The organism is Collinsella sp. AF11-11 (assembly GCF_003465485.1).
In the GTDB taxonomy this organism is placed as follows: Bacteria; Actinomycetota; Coriobacteriia; order Coriobacteriales; family Coriobacteriaceae; genus Collinsella.
Genome location: NZ_QSAS01000006.1, coordinates 69,535 through 92,436, shown reverse-complemented (window position 1 = coordinate 92,436; position 22,902 = coordinate 69,535). Strand labels below are relative to the sequence as shown.

The window sequence follows — 22,902 nt, the reverse complement described above, 5'->3', positions numbered from 1 at the left end:
AAAGGTCCGGGGCCTCGCTACGGGGCGGCCAAGTTGATGTAACTGAGATGCAGCACGTAGCCTGCTCGCTCCTCGAAGTTCTTAGCGGAAATGAGTTGACTTGCAACAACGCTTTGCTTGCGATGGCGGTTGAGCCGCAACCCAGTTTTTATTAGACCTCGAACCTTATACTCGATGTTCGCTTCGTTCATTGAGTTACCCTTTGCATGAGGCCGGGACATATCGTCCCGCCCGCAGTTTCGCAGGCCGAAGGCCGAGAATGTTTGAGGACGGGATGATATGTCCCGGCCTCCCGGGAGAGTTACCTATGAACTACGCGAACATTAAGTATTTCGACATTGCCGATGGGGAAGGTGTTCGTACTTCTCTGTTTGTGAGCGGGTGCCGTCGTGGGTGCAAGAATTGCTTTAACTCTGTTGCGTGGGACTTTGCTGCGGGCGAGCCCTTTGATCGTGCCGTCGAGGACAAGATTATCGAGAGCCTCGATCATCCCTTTATTGACGGCCTGACGATTCTGGGCGGCGAGCCTATGGAGCCCGAGAATCAGGCGGGGCTCGTTGAGTTTGTCGAGCGTGTTCGTGCCGCTTATCCTGCGGGGTCAGGAAAGACCATTTGGTGTTTTACCGGCGACGTGCTCGAGGAGCTTATGCCGGGTGGTCGTCACCATACTGAGGTGACGGACCGTATCCTTGCCTGCCTCGACATGTTGGTGGATGGCCCGTTTGTTCAGGATCTTTATGATATCTCGTTGCGCTTTAGGGGCTCGAGTAACCAGCGTGTGATCGACATGAACGCTACGCGCGACCGCGCTGTGCGTGAGGGCGTTGCGCTTTGTGATGCGGTTGAACTTTGGCGTGATGATCCGGTCTATTCGACCCATACTATGTAGCTTGTGGTCGATGCCGGAGGGCGTGGTACCATAGCGCGAACGTGAAATCGGAAAAGTGAGGCCCAGATGGTCGATCAGGAAAAAGTCGAGGCCGCCATTAAGCTGTTGCTTGAGGGCATAGGCGAGGACCCAACTCGTGAGGGCCTGCTGGAGACCCCGGCGCGCGTTGCCCGTATGTATGGTGAGATCGCCGGCGGCATGGGCCAGAGTGCCGAGGAGCACCTGTCCAAAACCTTTGCCGTCGCTTCGAACGATTTGGTTATCGAGCGCGACATCACGTTCTATTCGCTGTGTGAACATCATCTGCTACCGTTTTATGGCAAGGCCGCCATTGGTTATATCCCTAACGGTCGGGTGGCTGGGCTTTCCAAGCTCGCCCGCACGGTTGAGGTTTATGCCCGCCGTCTGCAGCTGCAGGAGCAACTGTGTGCACAGGTTGCCGATGCCCTCATGGACTATCTCGCTCCCCAGGGAGCGATTGTGTTGATGGAGGCCGAGCATATGTGCATGACGATGCGTGGCGTGCAAAAGCCCGGCACCAAGACCGTGACGCTCGCTCGCCGCGGCGTCTTTGAGACCGATCCCGCGCTCGAGGAGCGTTTCTTTAGGATGTTGGGCCGCTAACCATGAGAGTCGTCAACGACTTTACATCGAAGACCGATGAGGGGACGTCGCGTCGCGGCTTTATGGCTTCGGGCCTGGCCCCCTTTGGTGCCATGCCTCGCATTGATTACATTTGTGCCAACGGGCTGTTCCGACGGCACCTGGGCAACATTGCACAGTTGGAATCGGGGCGCATCTTCTGCCGCCACGGTATTGACCATCTGCTCGATGTCGCTCGCATTATGTGGATCAAGAATCTCGAGGAACAGCTCGAATTTGACCGCGAGGTCATCTACGCCACGGCACTTCTTCACGATATCGGCAAAGATGAACAGTATGAATCGGGTATATCCCATGATGTTGCAAGCGAGCGCGTCGCTGATGCGATTCTCGGCGGCATGCCCGATGACGTGGCGTTTGAGCCGGCCGATGCCGCAGCCATTAAGACGGCCATTCTGGGCCATCGAAAGCTGCGCGTGAACAGCCAACCGCTTGAGCGTCTGCTCTATGCAGCCGATAAAGCGTCGCGTGCCTGCTTTGCATGCCCCGCGCGCAACGCTTGCAACTGGAGCGATGATAAAAAGAACCTGTCGATTCGCGTGTAGTTAGTTTGCGCGGTCGGGGTTCTAAACGAAGGAGACGATCGCATTGAGTAACAAGAAACTGCCCGAGAATGCAACCAAGACCGAAGGTGCTGAGCTCGCCCGCCGTGGAAGGGGCGAAATATCCACCGCAACGGCGGTGCCTCACGTGAGCTATGACGATCTGCGCCATGCCGATCGCATTGTCATTGACGGCCTTGAGGTTTTTGCCAACCATGGCGTGTATCCCGAGGAGAATGCGCTGGGTCAGAAGTTCATCGTTTCTCTGGTGCTCTATGCCGACCTGCGCGCGGCGGGGGAGCACGATAACCTGGACGCCTCGATTGACTACGGCTCGGTGTGCCACGATGTCGATGGCTATCTGCGCGAGCACACGTTTAAGCTCATCGAGGCGGCAGCCGAGGGGACAGCCCAGATGCTGCTGCGCCGTTATCCCTCGCTGCTTGGTGTGCGCATAAAGCTCGATAAGCCGTGGGCTCCTGTTGGCCTGCCCCTGGCAAGCTGCGGCGTCGAGATCGAGCGCGTGCGCTAACCGGTTCTAATACGACTCTATGGGTGGCTGCTTGAGCCGCTGCGACAGAGCTTTATTGTTGGGACAGTACGTGTCGAGCAGGGCGTGAAAACGCTGATTGTGGCTTGGCTCGAGCAAGTGGACGAACTCGTGGGCGACAACCATGTCGAGGCATTCGACGGGGTAGGCGGCGAGCTCGCGCGCGATGCGAATGGCGCCGGATTTGGGCGTGCATGATCCCCAGCGCGTTTTCATGCTGCGCACGGAGATGCGGGCCACGGTGACGCCCATTGCGACTTCGTACGCGTGCACGATGTCGCGCAGCGCCGATGTGACCTCGGACGCAAAGAGCTGGTCGATGTGGGCTTGGAGCTCATCGGACGTTAGGCCGTCGAGGATTGCGTGCCGCTTGGCCTGTGGGCCTTCGTCCGATTCATCGGTACCCATAAAACTTGCGAAGGTGGCCTGTTTGGGTCGCGGTGCGGGTGATGCAAAGTTGTGATCGAGTGCATCCTGTACCGTGATGGGCTTGCCCCAAAGTGCAATGATGGACGAGGGGCTGAGCGGCTCTCGTGCCGTCGCCTGACGCTGCTCGCGCTGGGCAAGTCGGCTGGTAATCCAGGCGCTGTTGCGCTTCACAAACGCTTCGATACGCTCGCGGGTGGCGCCGAGCGGTGCGCTGGCGTGGACCTCACCGCTCGAAGTGACGCGTAGGTTGAAGTTCTTGACGCACTTTTTGGTAACGACGACGGGGATGGGCGTCCCATCCGGTCGGGATGCGGAAATCGTAAACTGCTGCGTCAAAAGCGGTCCTTTGGATTGGGGACGGGCCGGCATGTCGACCGTTCGGCATGCCGGCCCGCTCAAGGGATGTGAAATTAATAACGCTCAAAGAAGGCGAGCGCGTTGTCGCTGCAGAGCTTTTGCATCACGGTCTTGCCAAAGTGCTTGGAGAGCATGTTCTGGAACTCGGGCATCATGCTGGCATCGGAGAGGAAGGCGGGCACAGTGGCGCCGTCCCAGTCGCCACCGAGTGCGATGACGTCCTCGCCGCCCAGGTCGAGCCAGTGCTCGATATGTGCCGCTAGCTGGTCGAAGGTGACGTCTGCGGCGGTCTTTTTGGTTGCGTCGTTGGAAAGGAACTCGCTGCAGTAGTTGAGGCCGACGATACCGCCCATGTCGCGAATGGTGCGGAACTGGTCGTCGGTGAGGTTGCGCTTGACTCTGCAGACGGTACGGGAGTTGGAGTGGCTGGCGACGAAGGGGCGCGTGGCGTGGGCGACAACCTCGTCAAAGCACTCATCGTTGAGGTGGGAGACGTCGAGCACCATGCCGGCGTGCTCCATCTGCGTAAGCGCCTCGATGCCGGCGGCGGTGAGGCCGGCGTGGGTGTCGTGGCCGCTCGCGAGCGGTCCCTGCGCGTTCCAGCTGAGTGACGACATAAGCACGCCCAGGCTCTTGAGCACCTCGATCAGCGCGGGGTCCTCGGCAAAGAACGTGGCGTTTTCGATGGTGTGGATGCAAGCGACCTTGCCGTCCTTGAGCGCGGGGCGAATGTCTGCCGCGCTGCGTACGTTGACCATGCGGTCGTGGTTAAGCATGGCCTGGCCGCTCATGTGCGCCATGATCTGCGCCTGGAAGCGCGCGGCGTGGGCGGTGGGAATCTCGTCGGGGACAAACGTGGCGAAGCACTGTGCCCACGGCGTGTTGCCGATCTTTGCGAGCGAGATGGCACAGGCGTTACCCTCGATGAGGTCGAAATCTTGCGGATGCGTTTCGTCGCCGGGGAAATAACCGTCGGTGCCGGCGGTAAAGCGCAGGTCGAGATCGAGCGTGGCCCAGCCGATTCGGTCGGCAGTGTCGCAGTGTAGGTCAAATACGGGATATGCCATGGTTCCTCCGGTTGCAGCGTTTCTTTGCAAACTGTCATTGAATTGTATGACTAGGGTATAGTTAGCGCCATATGTTCACGGCGGCCCGCGTTGTGCGCCGCCCTTATCACGGAGGTTACCATGTCCAACCAGGGCAAGAAGGTCAAGACCCATTATCGCGGCACGCTCGATGACGGCACGCAGTTCGATAGCTCCTACGATCGCGGCGAGCCGCTGGAGTTCACCTGCGGCGCCGGTCAGATGATCAAGGGCTTCGACGCCGCTGTTGTCGACATGCAGGTGGGCGAGAAGAAGACCGTGCACATTCCTGCTGCCGATGCCTACGGCGAGCACAATCCCGAGATGGTTCTGACCTTCCCGGCCGAACAGGTTCCCAACATCGAGCAGATCGAGAAGGGCATGAAGCTTTTCCTGTCCACGCCGAGCGGTATGCCCGTTCCCGCCGTGGTCATCGACGTAACGCCCGAGGCTGTGACGCTCGACGCCAACCACGAGCTGGCCGGCAAGGACCTCAACTTTGATATCGAGCTCGTTGAGGTCGAGGGTTAGAGTATGCCTGAACGCTTGGTTTCGACGACATGCTTGGGAAATCTCAACGATCCGTCCTATGAACTCCTGCTTCGCCGGAAGTTGGGCGGCGTCTTTGAAGTTGACGAGCTACTGTTCGATTGGGACCGGGCTGATGTATGCGCGTTTGCGGGCGTGACGGAGCTGGGGCGCACGATCGATGTTCGGCTGGATGCTGCCGACGGCGGTCGTCTTGCCGATGGCGACGTGCTCGCCATCGACCGTTCGGGCATGGAGCCCGTGGCGGTTGTCGTGCGCCTGCGCAGCGCCGAGGTTTATTTGGTCGAAGTCGACCGCATGGATTCGATTGCGCTCGCGCATGCGTGCTGGGAGATCGGCAATATGCACGCGCCGCTTTTCCGAGGCGATTCGGACGAGCATACCGTGCGCATGTATACGCCGGTGCAGCCTGTTTTGGGCCGCATGCTCCGGGGCGTCGAGGGTGTTCGGCTCTCGGTGGTTACCCGTGAACTCGATGCGGACCGGCGCTTTGCATCGAGTGCGGCGGAGGCCGTCGTGAGCATGGCTCCCGACTTTACCATCGTAAAAAAGACGCGCGGCTAAGCGCGTATATACGCAAGGCGGGCTTTGAGGGGCGACCAATCAAGGTCCGTCTTGCTGTTGATAGGAGGCTTTGGGGAAGCATATGGGTCTTGAGGGAATCAAGCTGATTGCATGCGATTTGGACGGCACGTTGCTGCATCCGGGGGAGCGCGAGCCGCGTTCCGAGGCCTTTGAACTCATCGATGAACTGCATCGTCGCGGTATCGTGTTTATGCCGGCGAGCGGCCGTCAATATGCGAGCTTGCGCTACCTGTTTGCCCCGGTGGCCGATGAGCTCGCCTATGTATGCGAAAACGGAGCCCTGGTGATGAGCGAGGGGCGTGCCGTTGTCAAGCGCTCTATGGAGCGTGACCTGGCGATGGATATCGCGAATGCCGTGGTCGCCTACCCCCATGCCGACGTTACCCTTTCCTGCGAGGGGCACCTCTACACCATAAGCTGCAACGATGCGTTCGTCGACCATTTGCGCTATGAGGTCCACTGCGATGTGGCGGTGGTCGGCCGTCCCGAGGACATCGACGAGGACGTCATTAAGATTGCCTTCCAGATGCCCGAGGTGGATCAGCCGGCGGCCCTGGAGTATTTCGAGCGCCTCTTTAGCGACCGTGTTGACGTGATGACGTCGGGAACCGAATGGACGGACTTTATCGGCTTTGGTTCGGGTAAGGGTTCCGCGCTTGCCGATTACGGTCGTGCCCTGGGTATTTCGCCCGATGAGATGATGGCGTTTGGCGATAACGAAAACGACCGCGACATGCTCAACGTAGTGGGCCATCCTTATCTAATGGAGAGCTGCAATCCCTCTATGCGTGGCATCAACGACCACGTCCGCTACGTGCGCACGGTCGAAGAGGAGCTGCGCCGTCTGCTCGCCGAGTAGGTTTTCGGGACATACCTAGAAATCTATTTTTTGCTGCAAAGTGCGAAAAGGTGGATTTAAGGCATGTTCCAAACATTTACCGGCAGTCGGGGCAGAGACCCTCGAAGATGGTGTAGTGCGACGTGACGTGCCAGCCGATTTGCTCGGACGCCTTGGCGTCGATCTGGGCATCGAAGGGGAGCGGTACGTCGATGACGCGGCTGCACGAGGTGCAGATGATATGTGCGTGCGGCTCGATGGTGCGATCGAAGCGACTTCCGCCCGGCGTCTTGATGGAGAGAATCTCGCCGGCGTCGGCCAAGAGATTGAGGTTGCGGTAGACCGTACCGCGGCTGATTTTGTCATCCTGCGCGCGCACGACGTTGTAGATTTCGTCGGCGGTGGGATGGTTATAGCTTTGGCGCACGGCGTCAAGAACCAACTTTCGCTGCCTGGTATTCCTTCTTTGCACCGCCATGCGCCTCGCCTCTTTTCTATCAACGGTCGTAGGTAAATGATACCGTATTTAGCACACAATACTAATAACGAGGCGTGAAACCGTCTTCATTGGCAAGTGGGGCTCGGGCCTGGGCGTCTACGAGGCGAAAACGCGTACCCATGCGCTCGTAGGAGGCATGAAGCGCTTCGAGATGAGATAGGATATTTGCCGGAGCTCCCTGTATCTCCATCTCGACTGAGCCGTCTTCCATGTTACGCACCCAGCCGGTGAGTGCGCGTGCCTGCGCGAGGTTGGTGTTGGTAAAGCGAAAACCAACGCCCTGGACTTGCCCCGCCCAGCGCAGGAAATAGCGCAGGGGAGTGTCTTGAGTGGCCTCGTCGCTTGCGAGCACAGTAAGCCTGCGGCGCAACTCGAGCTCGATGTTTGATGGTTTTTGAGGCTCTCGACTGCCGCCGGTGACGCTGGAGAAGAACGCATCGAAGAAGCCCATCGCTAGGCCTGCTTGCCTGCGTCGGACGGGAAGGTAATGCCGGCCTGCTGGCGCACGGCATCCATGATGCGCAATGAGACGAGCGTGACATCGCGGTAGTGGCCAAGTTCGTGACGTCCCGCCGGGGTCTCCCAAATCTCTTCCTTAACGTTATCGATGCCGCCGATGGCGGTGATAAAGTCTGTGAGTTCGTATTCCATAGTGTTGCTCGATTTGGGCAGGTCGAGCACGCGGCCGTTGTCGCCCTGTTCGCGCGGTGCCTCGGTCGCCGAGCCGCGTACGACATCGCCGCGATAGTCGATGCGGACATTGCGGGGCGTGGACAGATGGTCGATCTGGATAGTGCCACGCTCGCCTTCGATCTGCGAGGGTAGCAGGTCATTCGATATTTTGGAGTGCGCGAGCTCGACGGAGATACGGCCACCGCCGTAGCTGGCGAGGATGGAACCGCAGCCGTCGATGGGGCCGTGCGTGAGCTGTCGCGTGGCGGGGTCGAGCAGAGTAGCCATGCTCGTAAGGCCGGAGGGCATGCCGAAAATCTCGACCATGGGCTCGACGGTGTAGACGCCAATGTCCATGAGGGAGCCCGATGCCATATTGCAGTCGAAGATATTGGTGGCGCGTCCCGCGAGAATCTCGTTGTAGCGCGAGGAATATTTGCCAAAGCGCAATGAGGCGCGGCGGATGGGGGCGATCTCGCCCAGGGCGTCCTCGATGGCGTGGAAGGCGGGATCGTGGAGGGGACGCATGGCCTCGAGGGCCACGACACCTGCTGCCTCGGCAGCGCGGAAGACTTCCAGCGCCTGCGCTTCGGTGGCGCAGAAGGGCTTCTCGACGATGACATGCTTGCCACCGGCGATGCAGGCAAGGGCCTGCTCGTAGTGAAGCGCATTGGGGCTGCCGATGTAGACGGCGTCGACGTCGTCGGCGGACGCAAGCTCGTCAAGTGCGGTGAAGTTACGCTCGCCGCCGTGTTCGGCGGTAAAGGCGGCGCCGCGCTCGGCATCGCGCGAGAGCGTGCCCACAAACGCGGCTTGGTCGTTAGCGTTGACGACCTGGATAAAGTCGTCGGTAATCATAGATGTGCCGATGGTCGCTATACGCAGCATGTATCCCCCTCGTTCCGTTCGGTTTACAGGATGAGTGTAGCGCGAGGGGGCAGGAAATAGCGTGCGAAAACGCCGTTACAGGTCGCTCTCGTTAAAGCCGGTATCGATATCGAGGTTGCTGCCGTCGGCCGCCGTGGTGGCGAGCTCATCGCAGCGCTCGTTGAGCTCATGGCCGGCGTGACCCTTAACCCAGATGAACTCAACCTTGTGCTTGCTTTTGGCGGCGAGTAGGCGCTCCCACAGGTCGCGGTTCTTGACGGGCTGCTTGTTGGCGGTTTTCCATCCGCGCTTTTTCCAGCCGTCAATCCAGTGCTTGTTGAAGGCGTTGACGACGTACTGCGAATCGGAATGGACCTCGACCTCGCAGGGGCGGTTAAGTGCCTCGAGCGCCACGATGACCGCCATGAGCTCCATGCGGTTGTTGGTGGTCTTGGCGTAGCCGCGCGAAAGCTCGGAGGTGAAGGTCTTGCCGGCGGGGTTGGTGTATTTGAGCACGGCGCCGTAGCCGCCGCGTCCCGGATTTGATCGGGCCGAGCCGTCGGTATAGATGATGACCTTCACGGGCTTCCTTTCGTTGGGTACGTTTCGTGTGAGTGACCATTGTAGCGCCATGCCCGCCGGGGGCTAGCAATCTACGATTTCTACCCCGTCTTCCGACAGTTAGTTGGCACGGATGATGCGGTTGAGCTCGTCGAGGTATTGCTGCAAGAGGGGAGAGGGCTTGCGCTCGTCGTGCATGATATAGCCTACGTGCATCGTTGGGGCGTCTGCTAACGGGATCGATGCCATACCCCATTGCATTTCATTGGAGAGGACACCGGTCGACAGGGTGTAACCGTTCGACGTGATAAGTAAGTTAGTAAGTGTTCCGCGGTCCGAGATTCGTATGTTGCGGTCGCAAAGGATATAGCTAAAAGGTTCCTCGGCGTAATAGAAGGAGCTCGAGGTGCCTTGCTCAAAGCTGTAGCGCGTATAGGGTGTAAGGTCGGCAAGGGACAGCTGCGGGCGGCGTGCGAGCGGGTGGCGCTCGCTAACGAAGACGTGGACCGTCGCGTCGAAGAGGGGATGGAAGCTTGCGCGGGCATCGGCGAAGGCCTTCTGCAGAATGCGGGCGTTAAAGTCGTCCAGATAGAGGATGCCGATGTCGCTGCGAAACGCGCGGACGTCATCGATGATCTGCGACGTGGTGGTCTCGCGCATGATGAATTCGAACTTGCTGTCCCGGCAGCGCTCGACGACGTTGACGAAGGCCTCGACCGAAAAAGCGTAATGCTGGGCCGAGATGGCAAGGCGCGCCTGGGGCGTGCCGCCGTCCTCGTAGCGGGCCTCGAGCATATCGGCCTGCTCTACGACTTGACGCGCATAGCCCAAAAGCTCGGTGCCGTCGTTGGTGAGCGTGACGCCGCGGCTGGAGCGCGTAAAGATCTCCAGATGGAGCTCCTGTTCCAGGCTTTTGACGGCGTTTGAGATGTTGGACTGAGCGGTATAGAGGCGCTGAGCTGCGGCGTTGATTGAGCCGGACTCTGCCACGGCAATCAGAAAACGAAGCTGCTGGAGGGTCATCGACGCAATCCTTTCGATTGTTATCTATAAAAACGATAACAGGTTAGCGCTTTTAAGTGATTGACCGAAGGAAATAATGCTCGTACTATTCAAAACACACAAAGGCGGTAGGTAATTAAGCCAACCACGGAACCGGGATGCGAAAGGAGGCCCGCATATGAATTGCTTACCAAGACGAATGCCGGGCTCCTGTTTGCGCCCGTTGGCGTGATCAGGAGACAGCGACTTACTTCTCTCTTTTTATTTACTTTTGTTCGATCAAGGAGATCATCATGAGCCAGTTCATCAACAACCCCGAGCACACCTTTGGTTTCGATACCCTGCAGCTTCATGTTGGCCAGGAGAGCGCCGACCCCGCATCCGACTCCCGCGCCGTGCCTATCTACCAGACCGCGAGCTATGTGTTCCGCAACTCCCAGCACGCCGCCGATCGCTTTGGTCTTGCCGACGCCGGTAACATCTACGGCCGTCTGACCAACTCCACCCAGGGCGTCTTTGAGGACCGTATCGCCGCGCTCGAGGGTGGCGTGGCCGGTCTTGCCGTCGCCTCCGGTGCCGCTGCCATCACCTATACCCTGCAGGCTCTTGCCCAGGCTGGTGACCACGTGGTGGCTCAGAAGACCATCTACGGCGGTTCCTACAACCTGCTCGAGCATACGCTCTCCCAGTTTGGCGTCGAGACCACGTTTGTCGATGCCCACAACCTGGAAGAGGTTGAGGGTGCCATCAAGGACAACACCACGGTCATCTACCTCGAGACGCTCGGCAACCCCAACTCCGACATCCCCAACATCGACGCCATCTCCGAGATCGCCAAGAAGCACGGTCTGCCGGTTGTCGTCGACAACACTTTCGGCACCCCGTATCTGTTCCGTCCGCTGGAGCATGGCGCCAACATCGTTGTCCACTCCGCAACCAAGTTCATCGGCGGCCACGGCACCTCGCTGGGCGGTGTGATCGTCGACGGCGGTAACTTCGATTGGAAGGCGAGCGGAAAGTACGCCCAGATCGCTGAGCCCAACCCCTCCTACCATGGCGTCTCGTTTGCCGAGGCTGCCGGTCCCGCCGCCTTCGCAACCTATGTCCGCGCCATCCTGCTGCGTGACGAGGGTGCCTGCATCAGCCCGTTCAACGCCTGGGTCCTGCTCCAGGGCACCGAGACCCTGTCGCTGCGCGTTGACCGTCATGTCGAGAACACCAAGAAGGTCGTTGAGTTCCTGACCGGTGACAGCCATGTTGCCAAGGTGAACCACCCGAGCCTGCCTGAGCACCCTGACCATGAGCTCTACAAGCAATATTTCCCCAACGGCGGTGCCTCGATCTTTACCTTTGAGATTAAGGGTGGCCAGGAGGCCGCCTGGAAGTTCATCGATCATCTGCAGGTGTTTTCGCTGCTCGCCAACGTGGCCGACGTCAAGTCGCTCGTCGTGCACCCGGCTACCACCACGCACTCCCAGCTCTCTGCCGAGGAGCTCGCCGAGCAGAACATCACGCCCTCCACGATCCGTCTTTCCATTGGTACCGAGAACGCCGAGGATATCATTTGGGATCTGAAGCAGGCCTTCGCCGCGCTGGACGAGTAAGGCGACTTGTGCAAGGACCCCTTGCGACCCGATAGGTATAACTGCATAAAATGCCTGCTCAAGGTGCCTGTGCGAACAATGGTTGCACAGGCGCCTTTTTTGCATAGAGCGGGTGCAAAAACAGGGTTTTTGACACGCTTTATGCATTCGAGTTGTGGAAAACTCCTGTTGAGAGGATGTGAGTTTTACGCAATTGACGTGCGCCTTTTGAGTAAAGCCGCAGGTCGCGATTTGCTCGGGGTACTATGCAGCGCGATTGAATCATACGCAGCTCAAACGCAGCAAAAACGCACTACGGAGGTTTCCAGCTACATGAGGATCGATTCACGAAAACCGAAAGCCGCCGCCCTTTCCGCCGCTCTGACCGTGGCACTTTTGGCGGGCGCCGGCGCAACTGATGCCCACGCCGCAACACTGTCCGATACGGTTGGATCTACACCGTCCGAGACGACGCTGGTACAGCCCGTTGACTATCGCGGCGATGGTTATGGTTCCATGCAGGAGTGGAACGCCTCGATGGAGGCTAAGCGCGATTCCCTGGAGATGCGCGCTCAGATCATCATGAACATGTACGGTGACTATGCCACCGATGACGAGCGCGCTGTGCTGCAGGGTTGTATCGACGGTGCGGGCAGTCTTTTGACGATGGAGGAGGTCGACGCGAAGTCGACCGAGCTCGATGAGCTGCGCACTGCACTTGAGGATGCCAAGCGCGAAGCGCTCGAGGTTGCTGCCGCCGAGGCGGAGGCTGCCGAGGCCGCCCAGGCTTCGTACCATAACGCCGGTTACACTCCGTCCTACGCGTCTGCCGCGTCCTACGCGAACGGATCGGGCCTGACGCGCTCTACGGGTGTCAATAACTACAACGGGCGCCGCGAGACCTATTACAGCAGCAATGTGCTTTATCACTATCGCACGGGCGAATGGACTCAGGATTCTGAGGGCTTCTGGCGCGATTCCGACGGCTACTACGTCGTGGCCGCGGGCGATAAGGCCCAAGGCTCCACGTTTACCGGTTCCAAGGGCGAGTGCAAGGTCTACGATTCGGGCTGCGCAGCCGGAACGACCGATTACTACACCGGTTGGTAATCTGTTCGCGCTATAGACATATGATGGGCGGGCGTCTTTACCGAGCTTTCGGGCAACGTAAAGACGCCCGTTTTATATATGCATTTGGGTTAACAGAACCTTTACCGTGGCGCTACGTTGGGCATATGGGCGCGGGGCACACTAAGCCATGAGAAGCAAGGTCTTTCCCGTGGAGGAAGTGGTCTCATGAACGCTCGAGATATCGCTATTGCCGTCGTCGCATTGGTACTTGGTTGTCTTGGCCCCACGGCCGCGCTGGTCGCGGGCATGCAGGGCGCGTGCGGAGCTGCTCCTATCGTTGTTGGGGCCTTAATTGCTGTCGCTGTGCTGGGAAGTGCCGGTGTCGTCCTTTGTCGTGATGATGAGGACGAGATCGTGGGGTCTTAAAGATGGCCTCAACTCTGGTTTTGCCGGAACATGTCGCATGCGCCGGGTGGTCGTATTTAGAAGAACAAACGCATGGGAACTTATGACGCGGGGCAGACCGCAAAGACGCGCGTGGGATATCCAACGCCATCGCGCACCTTGGGGAAGGTGCAGAAGATGACAGCGCCCGTGGCGGGAAGCTCCTTTCATCGGGCTTTTTGCTGATGTTAATGCGGTGCCGTGACAGCTCGATTTCTGCTGCGTTACGATACGTTCTCGATTGCGATTCCACGATGTTTCGGCTGCGTGACCATTGTGTTTCGCCTTGCCGGGGCGCTGATGGCGAAGGGAGGGGCCGTGCAATACCGCGTTGACCCCAAAAGCGGCAACCGTATCTCGGCGTTGGGGCTGGGCTGCATGAGGTTTCCCGGTGCGCCGGGACGCCCGGATGCGAAGACTGCCGACGCCATCATCTCCCGTGCGGTGGAGCAGGGGATTAACTACCTGGACACGGCCTATCTCTATCCCGGCAACGAGGCGTGCGTGGGGGCGTCGCTTGAGCGCCTGGGCTTGCGCGACCAGGTTTTGCTCGCAACCAAGCTGCCGCATGCTTCGTGCAAATGCGCGGAGGATTTCGATCGGTTCTTCGACGAGCAGCTGCGTCGCCTGCGGACCGACCGTATCGACTATTACCTCATGCACAACATTACCTCGCCCGCCCAGTGGGAACGTGTGGTGGCGTTGGGCATCGAGGACTGGATTGCGCGTCAAAAGGTGGCGGGGCGCATTCGCCAGATTGGTTTTTCGTACCACGGCAGCGCGGCGGATTTCATGACGATGCTCGATGCATATGAGTGGGACTTTTGCCAGATCCAGTACAATTACGCTGGAGAGCGATATCAGGCGGGAACAGCAGGACTCATGGCGGCCGCGGAGCGCGGGCTCGCGGTGTTTGTGATGGAGCCGCTGCTGGGCGGGCGTCTGGCGGGCAAGCTGCCGCCGCGGGCTCGCGCTGTGCTCGACGACGCCCGTGACCCGCACCTGCGTACTCCTGCCGCCTGGGGGCTTTCGTGGGTGTGGAACCATCCTCAGGTGACGATGCTGCTTTCGGGCATGACCGATACCGCGCAGGTGGACGAGAATTCGTCACTGGCAGACCTCGCGTTGCCGAATTCGATGACTGCCAACCAGCTCGACACGATTGCGCGCGTGTTGATGGAGTTTGAGAAATCGAACCGTGTGCCCTGCACGGGATGTGGCTACTGCATGCCATGTCCCAAGGGTATCAACATTCCCGGCTGCTTTGCCGCCTACAACGCGAGCTATGCGCACAGCTGGTTTACGGGGCTGTCACAATACTTTACGGCGAGTGCGGTGCGCACGAGCGAGTCCAAGTTGGTGAGCAATTGCGTCAAATGCGGCAAATGCGCGCGGCATTGTCCGCAGCACATCGATATCCCCGGGCGCTTGGACGACGTACGCCGCCGTTTTCAGCCTGGTCCCGTGACGGCGGTGCTTAAGGCCTTCAACAAAACGCGCTCCTCATGACCCTTTTATAAGTTGCGGTGGAATACGGTCTGTTTGCGCCAAAATAAGGCACCAATAGACCGTATTTCACCGCAACTGATGAGGGGGAGTTGGAGATGCTGACGATCGGGTGTCATCTTTCGACGACGAAGGGCTATCGGGCGATGGGGGAGACGGCGTTGTCCATTGGCGCCAATACCTTTGCGTTCTTTACGCGCAACCCGCGTGGTGGCAAGGCGAAAGACCTTGATATGGATGATGTGGCGGCCCTGCGCGAGCTTATGGAGCAAAACGATTTTGGCCCGCTTGTGGCTCATGCCCCGTATACCTATAACCCCTGTTCGGCTAAAGAGCGGGCGCGCGAGTTTGCCTTGGAGGCCATGGCCGAGGACTTGCAGCGTCTGGAAGCGCTGCCCGGCAACTACTACAACTTCCACCCCGGCGCGCATGTGGGGCAGGGGACTGATGCCGGCATTCAGATGATCGTCGACACCTTGTGTCAGGTGATGTTTGAGGGACAGCAGACGACGGTGCTGCTCGAGACCATGGCGGGCAAGGGTACCGAGGTGGGCCGTAGCTTTGAAGAGCTGGCGCGCATTATCGAGGGTGCTGCCGCCAGGCGTCCAGAGCTATCGGACAAGCTGGGCGTGTGTCTGGACACCTGCCATGTGAGCGATGCCGGCTACGACATCATCCATGATCTGGACGGCGTACTCGACGAGTTCGACCGCGTGGTGGGTATCGACCGCTTGCGTGCCGTACACATCAACGATTCGAAGAACCCCTGTGGTGCCCATAAAGATCGTCACGAGTGCATCGGCAAGGGATACCTTGGCAGCGAGGAGTTTGGCGGTGGTATGCAGGTTATGCAGATTATTGTATCGAATAGCCGTTTGCGTGCATTGCCGTTCATTTTGGAGACGCCGAACGAACTTGCAGGTTATGCAGCTGAAATCAAACTTTTAAGGTCGTTACAGCAGTAACGACTGTCACAAAGTGGAGTGTTCCATTCACGTTATGTGATTGTTTCAATCAGTTTTCTAATTGCAGATTCGCACTTACAGGTGCATAATAACCAACAGTTTTTGCAGACCCCTGAATCAAATGGGGTCACTGGAAGGAGACTGATTATGAAGCTCAAGAAGCTTGGTGCATTTGCCGCCACGGGCGCCATGGCGCTCGCTCTTGCACTGACGGGCTGCGGCTCGTCCAACGCCACCTCTGGTTCTGATGCCAGTTCCAGCAGCTCTGACGACGCTAAGGTCGAGAAGGTCGACGGCTCCAAGGAGTACGCGCTCGTCAAGGACGGTACGCTCACCGTCGGCACCTCTGCCGAGTACGCGCCGTTTGAGTACAAGGATGACAACGGCGACTACCAGGGCTTTGACCTTGAACTCATTAAGGCTATCGGCGATAAGCTGGGTCTGGATGTCGAGTACGTCAACAACGACTTCGACACGCTGGTTCCGGGCGTCGCTTCGGGCGCCAAGTACGACGTCGCCATCGCGGCTATCACTGACACGCCCGAGCGTGAGAAGGAAGTCACTTTCTCCGACTCTTACTACATGGACGATCAGGCTATCGTGACCAAGGTCGATAACACCGACATCACGGCCGACAACTTCAGCGAGAAGCTCAACAACGCCGACGCTACCATCATCGTCCAGTCTGGCTCGACCGCCGAGGCCTTTGCCCAGGAGAACTTCCCCAAGGCCAAGATTGTTCCCTACAAGGACGCCACCGAGTGCTTCAGCGCCCTGCAGTCCGATAAGGGCGACGCAGTAGTCACCAACCGCTCCGTTGCCAGCCAGCTGACCGCCGAGCAGTTCAACACCTGCCAGACCATCAAGCAGATTAGCACCGGCGAGGAGTACGCCATCGCCATCAACCAGGGCAACACCAAGCTCAAGGACGACATCAACCAGGCCATCAAGGACCTGACCGACGACGGTGCCGTTGACGCCCTCATGGCTAAGTACAGCATCAAGTAAATTAATGCTTGATTGCGTGCGGGCCCTTTCCGTTTTGCGGAGAGGGCCTTTGCGCTTCTCTCGACGGACCGCGTTTCCGTCTTGTTTTGCCGGCAACTTCTACGATAGGAGCCACCTTGTCTCGATTGAACAAAGGGGCCACGGAGCAGCGTTTTTCACTGTCCGCCTTGCTCCAAAAGCTAGCCTGCGTCATGGCCGTGGCGCTCGCGCTGGTGTGCGCGGGGGCATATGCGCCCACGACCGCCCAGGCGCTTGAGACCGCAAAGATTACCGCCCGACCCAACACCGGTTCGGGCAGCGCTGTGGTCGGCGGCACCGAGACGCGCATTACCTGGGAAGTTCAGGCCGATGCCGACGAGGAGCTGAGCGGTCTTTCGCTGACGTTTGTCGACGGCGCGACGTTTGGTACCGATGACACGCGATTGACGATGCTCTCGGGCGAGGACCTCATGGACCGTACGCCCATGAAGCCCACGTGCAAGGCCGATGGCCAGACGCTCAAGATCGACTTTGGCGAGACGGCGCCTGCCGGCGGCTTTTTCCGTGTCGAGGTTTACGGCGTGACGTTTCCCGTCGAGGGCGGCGATGAGGCCTTCAGCGGCACCTATACGCTCGCCGACGGTTCGACCAAGAAGATTTCTAAGATTCCTTCCGTCGAGATTAAGGGCGTGACGGCATTCGATAACTTCCTGGCCGACCTTAAGGAGCAGCCGTGGGTCGAGGCGTGGAATTCCAACATGTTCCTTCGCCTGTTCCTGAACCCGGTCATTTTGGTTCAGAGCCTGCCGATCGTATTCAAAGGCTTCCTCATGTCGCTCTCGATCGTGCTCGTGGCATTTCCGTTGGCCATTCCCTTTGGCTTTGCCTTGTCACTCATGCGCATCTCCAAGTCGCGCATCCTGCGTTGCCTTGCCGGCATCTATGTGAATATCATCCGCGGTACGCCGGCGTTCCTGCAGATCTACATCGCGTTCTTTGGCCTGCCGCTGGCCGGCGTCAAGGTTGACGATTATGTGCTGGGCGTCATCGTCATGGCCATGAACTCGTCCGCCTACCTGTGCGAGATCTTCCGCGCCGGTATTCAGTCGATCCCCAAGGGCCAGAACGAGGCCGCGCGCTCGCTGGGCATGAACGCCTTCCAGACGCTGCTCTACGTTATGATTCCGCAGACGTTCCGCAATGTCCTGCCTACGCTGACCAGCGAGTTTATCCTGCTTTACAAGGATACGTCGCTGCTCGCGGCCGTGGGCGTGGTCGAGATCGTCATGAACGCCCGTACCATTGTGGCCACGACGGGTTCCATTACGCCATATGTGGTTGCCGCGCTGTTCTACCTGGTCATCACCCTGCCGCTTGCTCGCTTGGTGAGCGGTCTTGAGGCGAGGCTTCTGGGGACGGCCGAAACCAAGAAGAAGCGTCCCGCCAAGAGCGCTGGACAGGTCGTCGCGACGCCCGCCGACCACATCGCCGGTCTGTAAGGAGGTCCTATCATGAGCGAAACCAATAACTCGAACGAGGTCGTCGTCAGCATCAAGAACCTCCAGAAGGCCTTCGGCGATAACGTGGTCCTGCGCGACATCGATCTGGATGTGCACAAGGGCGAGGTCGTCGTAGTCCTGGGTCCTTCGGGCTCGGGCAAGTCGACGATGCTTCGCTGCATCAATCGTCTGGAGCATCCCACGAGCGGCTCGATCGTCGTTGAGGGCGTGGACGTTTGCGCCAAGGGCGTCGACCTTAACAAGGTACGTACGCATCTGGGTATGGTGTTCCAGCAGTTCAATTTGTTCCCGCACCTGTCAGTCAAAAAGAACGTCATGCTCGCACAGCAAAAGGTACTCAAGCGCAGCAAGGAAGAGGCCGAGAAAATCGCTATCGAGGAGCTGACCAAGGTCGGTCTTGCCGAGCGCATCGACTTTATGCCGAGCCAGCTCTCGGGTGGCCAGCAGCAGCGCGTTGCCATCGCCCGCGCCCTGTCGATGAACCCTCACGTCATGCTCTTTGACGAGGCCACGTCGGCGCTCGACCCCGAGCTGGTTCGCGACGTTCTTGGCGTTATGCGCGATCTTGCACGTGACGGTATGACCATGATCGTCGTGACGCATGAGATGGGCTTTGCCCGCGACGTCGCCGACCGCGTCGTCTTTATGGACGGCGGCGTTATCGTGGAAGAGGGTACGCCGAGCGAGGTCTTCGACCACCCCAAGAGCGAGCGCACCAAGGCGTTCTTGGGAAATATCTCGTAGCCGCTTTATATGACTGACATAACAGAAAACGGGAGCCGGATGTGATCCGGCTCCCGTTTTTGTTGGGATGCGAATGTGTTTTGGTGCAGAGCTCGTTATGGGCGGAGCTCATTGCCGCTAGGCGAGCTCGGCTCCAAGGGCGCGGCAGGCCGCCTCGCCCTCATCGTCGGGAGCGTCGTAGCAGATGACGGAATCGACGACGTTGACGCCCGCCTCGTCGGCGTCGGCCTTCCAGTTGTCCATCCACTCGCCCTCGGCCCACGAATAGGAGCCAAAGAGGACGACCTTCTTGTCGCCGAGAACCTCCTTGACCTCGTCCCACATCGGCTGGAACTCATCGTACTCGAGTTCCTCGGAGCCCATGGCGGGGCAGCCGAAGGCGAAGGCGTCGTAGTCGGCGGCCCTGTCGGCAGAGAAGTCGGCGCAGGGGATGACCTCGGTCTCGGCACCCGCGGACGTGGCGCCTTCGGCGACGAGGTTTGCCATGGCCTCGGTATTGCCCGTGCCGCTCCAGTAGACGACTGCGATCTTGCTCATATGTTTTCCTTTCGGTTGTGCGGCGTGCGGCCGCGTTTTGTATGCTCTATCGGGTTGCCTGGACAAGTTGTCCCAGGGTGCAGCCCTGTTGATAGATGTACGTAAGGTATTGCGTGCATGCGCGATAGGAATCGAAGGTCGTGAGCGCCTGCTCAACGTTTGTGTATACCTTCCATGCGCCAAAGACCTTATAGTTTTCGCCGTGCTGGACGATAAACTGATGGACATCTTCGTAGGGATAGCCCAAAAAATAGCCAATTTCGTGGGGGAACTCGCACATGCACCCCGTATCGCAGTGCCTATTTCGCGCGAGTGCGCAGACGCTGCTGTCATAGGCGCTTTCTGCGGCATTGCTGCTTGCCAGCGTGATGCGCGCGGCGAGATACACCAGGGATGCGGGCAGGTTGTGGACATCGTAACCTTCGGCGGTAAGCGCCGTCGTGGCGCGGGGGTCGGAGAGGTATCGCATGAGGTCCGCAGGGCGGTACACATAGATGAGCGCTCCGCAGGGGCGCCAGACCAAAACGCTCATATGGATCCCGAGTGGCTGGAGCTCGCGGTTGCATTGGGCAATGACCGCGAGCAGGCGAGAGCGTCGCTCTTCGATATGGGCGGCGCCGGGTTTTCCGCCTTGGTTGGCGTAAACGCCGGGATAGGTAAAGAGCGAAGCCGGCTTGATACCTGCGAGCGTAGGGGAGCAGTTGCGCACGACAGCCGTTTGGTATGTTGGGATGTCAATGGTTCGAGTCACGATGCTCCTTTCGGGTCCTCAGTTGTTAGTCTAGGAAAACTTATACACGAAAGTAAGCCAAGGTCAACAAAAAAGTTTGAAGCGGGAAACTAATTGACCGAACCGACACGAGTTTGGAGTAAGATGGGAACACCCCATGGGGGTATAGGTATAAGAGTTTGGAGAAAGGGGATCGCATGGACGACGTGCTCAACCCTGCGAATCTCATCGTGCTGGCCGTCATTGCCGTCGGCATGTTTTTTGGACTGCGTCGCATTGCCGCTTCGACACACGGGAAGAGTTGCTGCAGCGATGGTACGAGCGGCAAGAAGGCCAAAAAGGTTGTTGTGGTGGATACCGATGCGTCACACTATCCCTATAGCGATGAGCTGCTCATCGGCGGCATGAGCTGTGACGGCTGCGCTCAGAACGTAGCCAATGCCCTCAATGCGCTGGATGGCGTGTGGGCAACGGTGACGTATGCGGACCACACGGCACGCGTGCGCTCTAAGCAGCCGGTTGATCGTGGTGTCCTCGAGACGGCTGTGAAAGACGCGGGCTACTACGTCATGACGCTGTAAGCGCCGCCCTGGATGCGCTGCCTTGGCTAGGCTCGTCCGCGCAGTTCGATGTCTTGGATGTCGTCGAAGTCGATGGCGATGTCTCGGAGTTTGAGGAGCTTGAAGGCGGGGAGCGCCTCGTCGAGGATGCCGGTGCGGCTGCGATAGCCGTATGTATCGTAATAGGTGACACGAATCAAGTCGCCACGTTTGAGACCCTCGAGCTTTTTAGAAAGCGCGAGGGCTTTTTCTTCCGTGAGCTCACGTTTTGGCTCGACGGTGATTTCCTGCTTGCGCACGAGTTCGTAGTATCCCGTGAGGGCGGCAAAGGGCATAAACTGTGCGGCGCGGTTGGCGCGCACGGCACCGTTGGCAGTGAGGTTGGGGTCGGCGGCGCGGCGTCTGCCCTCGGGGTCCGCCAGGCGCTCGAAGGCGGTCGGCGGGCGCACGGGCTGCTGCTTGGGTTTAGGCACGATGTCCTCCAACTTGGCCGTTGCGTTCGCGCGCGGTGGCGCCGGCGGTAAAGCTTAATCCCTTGACGAGCGCGTTCTTGCCGTACTTGCCTTTCACGGCCAGGACGGCGCGCGCCAGGTCGCGCTCGCGCTCATCGGCCTCGTTATCGCTGAACAGATCGATGGTGGCAAATTCCTCGGGCATGAGGTTGCCAAATCCCAGGTTGATGCGCTTGACCGGTCGTTTGGGATCGACTGTTTGTGCCCAAAGGTCATCGAAATACCCCATGATCTTCTTAAACGAATTAGTGCGCTCGGGCAGCTTTCGCGAGGCGTTGGAGTGCGCAAAGAGCGCGGCATAGCCACCACGCGGTTTGCCGCCGTGTTCGCCCACAAAGATGCCATCGATTGCCTGCGCTTCGCGCACCAGATGACGCCTTTCGTCATCGCGCTGGACGGGCTTGGGAGCACGGGGCGCGAGCTCGGGGCCGGCAGTTGCGGTGGGTTCGATGCTCGATGTGCTCGAGCGCAGGTGCCCGCAGCCGTCTATATACTGCGCCGTGCCGCTGGCGTTGAGCCGGCGTATGTCGGCGCGCTCGCTTGCATAGCCCACAAAGAGCGAGATGCTGTCGCACACCACGTGCTTGTCGATCAAATCCAGCACGGCGGCATCGACCATTTCGCGCAGGACGGTGTAGGCCTGCTCGTAGGCATAGCCCTTCGAGAGCACCTGCCCCGTGGTGGTCGAGGTCGCTTGCGGGCGATAAGCTTGGATATCGGCGATGGTTGTCGGCTCACGCCCGAAGGCGTGGTCGATAAGATATTCGGCATTGACGCCGAGCTCATCGTAAAGCAGGTTTTCGTCGAGCGCGGCGACGCCCATCAAATCGTAGACGCCGTACTTTTCGAGGCGGGCTGCCACGCCGGGGCCGATGCCCCAGATATCGGTAATGGGACGATGGGGCCAGATCTCCTTGCGGAAGGTCTCGTCGTCGAGTATGCCGATGCGGCTGGGTGCGTGCTTGGCGGTAATGTCGAGCGCTACCTTGGCCTGGAATAGGTTGGGGCCGATACCGACCGTCGCCGTGACGCCGGTGCGCGCGAGGACCTCGTCGCGCAACATGCAGGCGAAGCCTTCCGCATCGGTGTGATAGAGGTCCAGATATGGCGTCACGTCGATAAAGCACTCGTCAATTGAGTAGACGTGAATGTCTTGCGGACTGACGTATTCCAGGTATATACCGTAGATCCGCGCCGACACCTCCATGTAGTGCTGCATGCGCGGTACGGCCTTAATGTAGTCGATGCCATCGGGTATTTCGAACAGGCGACAGCGGTTGTGAATCCCTAGGTCCTTCATAGCCTGCGTGATAGCGAGACAGATAGTCGTGCGTCCGCGCGATTCGTCGGCAACGACCAGGTTGGTGGTGAGCGGATCGAGCCCACGATCGACGCACTCGACGCTGGCATAAAACGTCTTGAGGTCGATGCAGATGTAGGTGTGCTGCTCGTGCGCCATCCGAGCCCTCCCATCAAACACATGTTCTTATCGAATACCTGTTCGATAATACCTGCTCGACCGGACACCGTCAAAATCTGTCCCTATTTGGCAGGTATGGTCGTGCGGCTGCATCGGGTTTTAACGCAGCCCTAAAGAGCGCGAAACAGCTCGGAAAAGCTTGCTTCGTAGCATGAGACTAACGATTGATGCCACC

Annotated in this window: 28 protein-coding genes; 16 read left to right on the top strand and 12 right to left on the bottom strand. The window is 59.1% G+C overall.

The features are described 5' to 3' along the window. Positions 1 to 17 precede the first annotated feature (17 nt). Complete coding sequence (locus DWV58_RS09855; RefSeq protein ID WP_158564529.1) at positions 18 to 191, bottom strand: hypothetical protein; 174 nt, start codon at positions 189 to 191, stop codon at positions 18 to 20. 116 nt (positions 192 to 307) lie between these two features. On the opposite strand from DWV58_RS09855, the gene nrdG reads away from it, so the two are divergent. The 4 genes from nrdG (at position 308) to folB (ending at position 2,626) form a co-directional block, all read left to right on the top strand. Further along, positions 308 to 889: an anaerobic ribonucleoside-triphosphate reductase activating protein gene (gene nrdG, locus DWV58_RS05650; protein ID WP_055251392.1), complete on the top strand. Its 582-nt coding sequence runs from the start codon at positions 308 to 310 to the stop codon at positions 887 to 889. 66 nt (positions 890 to 955) lie between these two features. Further along, positions 956 to 1,513 carry a GTP cyclohydrolase I FolE gene (folE, locus tag DWV58_RS05645; protein ID WP_117735797.1) on the top strand — a complete coding sequence of 186 codons (558 nt, stop codon included), beginning with the start codon at positions 956 to 958 and terminating at the stop codon, positions 1,511 to 1,513. 2 nt (positions 1,514 to 1,515) lie between these two features. Continuing rightward, positions 1,516 to 2,097: an HD domain-containing protein gene (locus DWV58_RS05640; RefSeq protein ID WP_171021502.1), complete on the top strand. Its 582-nt coding sequence runs from the start codon at positions 1,516 to 1,518 to the stop codon at positions 2,095 to 2,097. Between the two features lie 43 nt (positions 2,098 to 2,140). Then, positions 2,141 to 2,626, top strand: a complete 486-nt coding sequence (folB, locus tag DWV58_RS05635) for a dihydroneopterin aldolase (RefSeq protein ID WP_055251396.1) — start codon at positions 2,141 to 2,143, stop codon at positions 2,624 to 2,626. A gap of 6 nt (positions 2,627 to 2,632) precedes the next feature. Here folB and DWV58_RS05630 read toward each other — a convergent pair whose 3' ends face one another. After that, a complete protein-coding gene (locus DWV58_RS05630; protein ID WP_158564528.1) occupies positions 2,633 to 3,409 on the bottom strand; it encodes a M48 family metallopeptidase in 777 nt (258 codons plus the stop codon). A gap of 74 nt (positions 3,410 to 3,483) precedes the next feature. Beyond that, entirely contained in the window at positions 3,484 to 4,497 is a 1,014-nt protein-coding gene (locus DWV58_RS05625) for a dipeptidase (RefSeq protein WP_117648308.1), read from the bottom strand. A gap of 120 nt (positions 4,498 to 4,617) precedes the next feature. Between DWV58_RS05625 and DWV58_RS05620 the strand changes: the two genes are divergently transcribed. The 3 genes from DWV58_RS05620 (at position 4,618) to DWV58_RS05610 (ending at position 6,508) form a co-directional block, all read left to right on the top strand. Next, complete coding sequence (locus DWV58_RS05620) at positions 4,618 to 5,046, top strand: peptidylprolyl isomerase (protein WP_035138874.1); 429 nt, start codon at positions 4,618 to 4,620, stop codon at positions 5,044 to 5,046. A gap of 3 nt (positions 5,047 to 5,049) precedes the next feature. Next, positions 5,050 to 5,628 carry an urease accessory protein UreE gene (locus DWV58_RS05615; RefSeq protein ID WP_117776461.1) on the top strand — a complete coding sequence of 193 codons (579 nt, stop codon included), beginning with the start codon at positions 5,050 to 5,052 and terminating at the stop codon, positions 5,626 to 5,628. An 82-nt stretch (positions 5,629 to 5,710) separates the two neighbouring features. Next, a complete protein-coding gene (locus tag DWV58_RS05610) occupies positions 5,711 to 6,508 on the top strand; it encodes an HAD-IIB family hydrolase (RefSeq protein ID WP_117776460.1) in 798 nt (265 codons plus the stop codon). 76 nt (positions 6,509 to 6,584) lie between these two features. On the opposite strand, the gene DWV58_RS05605 is transcribed toward DWV58_RS05610, so the two are convergent. The 5 genes from DWV58_RS05605 to DWV58_RS05585 all read right to left on the bottom strand — a co-directional run bounded on the left by DWV58_RS05605 (position 6,585) and on the right by DWV58_RS05585 (position 10,109). Further along, on the bottom strand, positions 6,585 to 6,965 hold the full coding sequence (locus tag DWV58_RS05605; RefSeq protein WP_199580532.1) for a Fur family transcriptional regulator: 381 nt from the start codon (positions 6,963 to 6,965) through the stop codon (positions 6,585 to 6,587). A 61-nt stretch (positions 6,966 to 7,026) separates the two neighbouring features. After that, the gene (locus DWV58_RS05600) at positions 7,027 to 7,437 is read right to left on the bottom strand and encodes an acylphosphatase (RefSeq protein WP_117776459.1); all 411 of its coding nucleotides are present in this window, start codon (positions 7,435 to 7,437) and stop codon (positions 7,027 to 7,029) included. A 2-nt stretch (positions 7,438 to 7,439) separates the two neighbouring features. Beyond that, complete coding sequence (locus DWV58_RS05595; RefSeq protein WP_117776458.1) at positions 7,440 to 8,546, bottom strand: Gfo/Idh/MocA family protein; 1,107 nt, start codon at positions 8,544 to 8,546, stop codon at positions 7,440 to 7,442. A 75-nt stretch (positions 8,547 to 8,621) separates the two neighbouring features. Further along, a complete protein-coding gene (rnhA, locus tag DWV58_RS05590) occupies positions 8,622 to 9,158 on the bottom strand; it encodes a ribonuclease HI (protein WP_117776457.1) in 537 nt (178 codons plus the stop codon). 48 nt (positions 9,159 to 9,206) lie between these two features. Next, a complete protein-coding gene (locus tag DWV58_RS05585; protein ID WP_117776456.1) occupies positions 9,207 to 10,109 on the bottom strand; it encodes a LysR family transcriptional regulator in 903 nt (300 codons plus the stop codon). 272 nt (positions 10,110 to 10,381) lie between these two features. Here DWV58_RS05585 and DWV58_RS05580 point away from each other — a divergent pair, with 272 nt between their 5' ends. From DWV58_RS05580 to DWV58_RS05545, 8 genes are all read left to right on the top strand, one after another. Next, on the top strand, positions 10,382 to 11,692 hold the full coding sequence (locus DWV58_RS05580; RefSeq protein WP_117776455.1) for an O-acetylhomoserine aminocarboxypropyltransferase/cysteine synthase family protein: 1,311 nt from the start codon (positions 10,382 to 10,384) through the stop codon (positions 11,690 to 11,692). 312 nt (positions 11,693 to 12,004) lie between these two features. After that, on the top strand, positions 12,005 to 12,781 hold the full coding sequence (locus tag DWV58_RS05575; protein ID WP_117776454.1) for a hypothetical protein: 777 nt from the start codon (positions 12,005 to 12,007) through the stop codon (positions 12,779 to 12,781). Positions 12,782 to 12,967: 186 nt separating this feature from the next. After that, on the top strand, positions 12,968 to 13,168 hold the full coding sequence (locus DWV58_RS05570) for a hypothetical protein (protein ID WP_117776453.1): 201 nt from the start codon (positions 12,968 to 12,970) through the stop codon (positions 13,166 to 13,168). Positions 13,169 to 13,504: 336 nt separating this feature from the next. Then, a complete protein-coding gene (locus DWV58_RS05565) occupies positions 13,505 to 14,695 on the top strand; it encodes an aldo/keto reductase (protein WP_117776452.1) in 1,191 nt (396 codons plus the stop codon). Positions 14,696 to 14,790: 95 nt separating this feature from the next. Next, a complete protein-coding gene (locus DWV58_RS05560; RefSeq protein WP_117776451.1) occupies positions 14,791 to 15,657 on the top strand; it encodes a deoxyribonuclease IV in 867 nt (288 codons plus the stop codon). 147 nt (positions 15,658 to 15,804) lie between these two features. Next, positions 15,805 to 16,665 carry an ABC transporter substrate-binding protein gene (locus DWV58_RS05555; RefSeq protein WP_117776450.1) on the top strand — a complete coding sequence of 287 codons (861 nt, stop codon included), beginning with the start codon at positions 15,805 to 15,807 and terminating at the stop codon, positions 16,663 to 16,665. Between the two features lie 116 nt (positions 16,666 to 16,781). Beyond that, entirely contained in the window at positions 16,782 to 18,143 is a 1,362-nt protein-coding gene (locus tag DWV58_RS05550) for an ABC transporter permease subunit (protein ID WP_233540517.1), read from the top strand. Positions 18,144 to 18,155: 12 nt separating this feature from the next. Further along, complete coding sequence (locus DWV58_RS05545) at positions 18,156 to 18,908, top strand: amino acid ABC transporter ATP-binding protein (RefSeq protein ID WP_117629740.1); 753 nt, start codon at positions 18,156 to 18,158, stop codon at positions 18,906 to 18,908. A gap of 117 nt (positions 18,909 to 19,025) precedes the next feature. Here DWV58_RS05545 and DWV58_RS05540 read toward each other — a convergent pair whose 3' ends face one another. Both DWV58_RS05540 and DWV58_RS05535 read right to left on the bottom strand, forming a co-directional pair. Then, positions 19,026 to 19,445 (bottom strand): flavodoxin, encoded by a 420-nt coding sequence (locus tag DWV58_RS05540; protein ID WP_117637467.1) that lies wholly within the window; start codon positions 19,443 to 19,445, stop codon positions 19,026 to 19,028. 46 nt (positions 19,446 to 19,491) lie between these two features. Next, complete coding sequence (locus DWV58_RS05535) at positions 19,492 to 20,196, bottom strand: DUF3793 family protein (RefSeq protein WP_158564527.1); 705 nt, start codon at positions 20,194 to 20,196, stop codon at positions 19,492 to 19,494. A gap of 176 nt (positions 20,197 to 20,372) precedes the next feature. Here DWV58_RS05535 and DWV58_RS05530 point away from each other — a divergent pair, with 176 nt between their 5' ends. Further along, entirely contained in the window at positions 20,373 to 20,756 is a 384-nt protein-coding gene (locus tag DWV58_RS05530; RefSeq protein ID WP_117776448.1) for a heavy-metal-associated domain-containing protein, read from the top strand. A 26-nt stretch (positions 20,757 to 20,782) separates the two neighbouring features. Here DWV58_RS05530 and DWV58_RS05525 read toward each other — a convergent pair whose 3' ends face one another. Beyond that, entirely contained in the window at positions 20,783 to 21,208 is a 426-nt protein-coding gene (locus DWV58_RS05525) for a hypothetical protein (RefSeq protein ID WP_233506767.1), read from the bottom strand. After that, positions 21,201 to 22,706 carry a DNA repair protein gene (locus tag DWV58_RS05520; RefSeq protein WP_117776447.1) on the bottom strand — a complete coding sequence of 502 codons (1,506 nt, stop codon included), beginning with the start codon at positions 22,704 to 22,706 and terminating at the stop codon, positions 21,201 to 21,203. Before DWV58_RS05520 ends, DWV58_RS05525 begins: the two co-directional genes overlap by 8 nt. Positions 22,707 to 22,902 lie beyond the last annotated feature (196 nt).

Coding starts and splice junctions, on each gene's coding strand:
- DWV58_RS09855 (WP_158564529.1), bottom strand. CDS start 191: ATGAACGAAGCGAACATCGAGTATAAGGTTCGAGGTCTAATAAAAACT.
- nrdG (WP_055251392.1), top strand. CDS start 308: ATGAACTACGCGAACATTAAGTATTTCGACATTGCCGATGGGGAAGGT.
- folE (WP_117735797.1), top strand. CDS start 956: ATGGTCGATCAGGAAAAAGTCGAGGCCGCCATTAAGCTGTTGCTTGAG.
- DWV58_RS05640 (WP_171021502.1), top strand. CDS start 1,516: ATGAGAGTCGTCAACGACTTTACATCGAAGACCGATGAGGGGACGTCG.
- DWV58_RS05625 (WP_117648308.1), bottom strand. CDS start 4,497: ATGGCATATCCCGTATTTGACCTACACTGCGACACTGCCGACCGAATC.
- DWV58_RS05620 (WP_035138874.1), top strand. CDS start 4,618: ATGTCCAACCAGGGCAAGAAGGTCAAGACCCATTATCGCGGCACGCTC.
- DWV58_RS05615 (WP_117776461.1), top strand. CDS start 5,050: ATGCCTGAACGCTTGGTTTCGACGACATGCTTGGGAAATCTCAACGAT.
- DWV58_RS05610 (WP_117776460.1), top strand. CDS start 5,711: ATGGGTCTTGAGGGAATCAAGCTGATTGCATGCGATTTGGACGGCACG.
- DWV58_RS05605 (WP_199580532.1), bottom strand. CDS start 6,965: ATGGCGGTGCAAAGAAGGAATACCAGGCAGCGAAAGTTGGTTCTTGAC.
- DWV58_RS05600 (WP_117776459.1), bottom strand. CDS start 7,437: ATGGGCTTCTTCGATGCGTTCTTCTCCAGCGTCACCGGCGGCAGTCGA.
- DWV58_RS05595 (WP_117776458.1), bottom strand. CDS start 8,546: ATGCTGCGTATAGCGACCATCGGCACATCTATGATTACCGACGACTTT.
- rnhA (WP_117776457.1), bottom strand. CDS start 9,158: ATGGCGCTACAATGGTCACTCACACGAAACGTACCCAACGAAAGGAAG.
- DWV58_RS05585 (WP_117776456.1), bottom strand. CDS start 10,109: ATGACCCTCCAGCAGCTTCGTTTTCTGATTGCCGTGGCAGAGTCCGGC.
- DWV58_RS05580 (WP_117776455.1), top strand. CDS start 10,382: ATGAGCCAGTTCATCAACAACCCCGAGCACACCTTTGGTTTCGATACC.
- DWV58_RS05575 (WP_117776454.1), top strand. CDS start 12,005: ATGAGGATCGATTCACGAAAACCGAAAGCCGCCGCCCTTTCCGCCGCT.
- DWV58_RS05570 (WP_117776453.1), top strand. CDS start 12,968: ATGAACGCTCGAGATATCGCTATTGCCGTCGTCGCATTGGTACTTGGT.
- DWV58_RS05560 (WP_117776451.1), top strand. CDS start 14,791: ATGCTGACGATCGGGTGTCATCTTTCGACGACGAAGGGCTATCGGGCG.
- DWV58_RS05555 (WP_117776450.1), top strand. CDS start 15,805: ATGAAGCTCAAGAAGCTTGGTGCATTTGCCGCCACGGGCGCCATGGCG.
- DWV58_RS05545 (WP_117629740.1), top strand. CDS start 18,156: ATGAGCGAAACCAATAACTCGAACGAGGTCGTCGTCAGCATCAAGAAC.
- DWV58_RS05540 (WP_117637467.1), bottom strand. CDS start 19,445: ATGAGCAAGATCGCAGTCGTCTACTGGAGCGGCACGGGCAATACCGAG.
- DWV58_RS05530 (WP_117776448.1), top strand. CDS start 20,373: ATGGACGACGTGCTCAACCCTGCGAATCTCATCGTGCTGGCCGTCATT.
- DWV58_RS05520 (WP_117776447.1), bottom strand. CDS start 22,706: ATGGCGCACGAGCAGCACACCTACATCTGCATCGACCTCAAGACGTTT.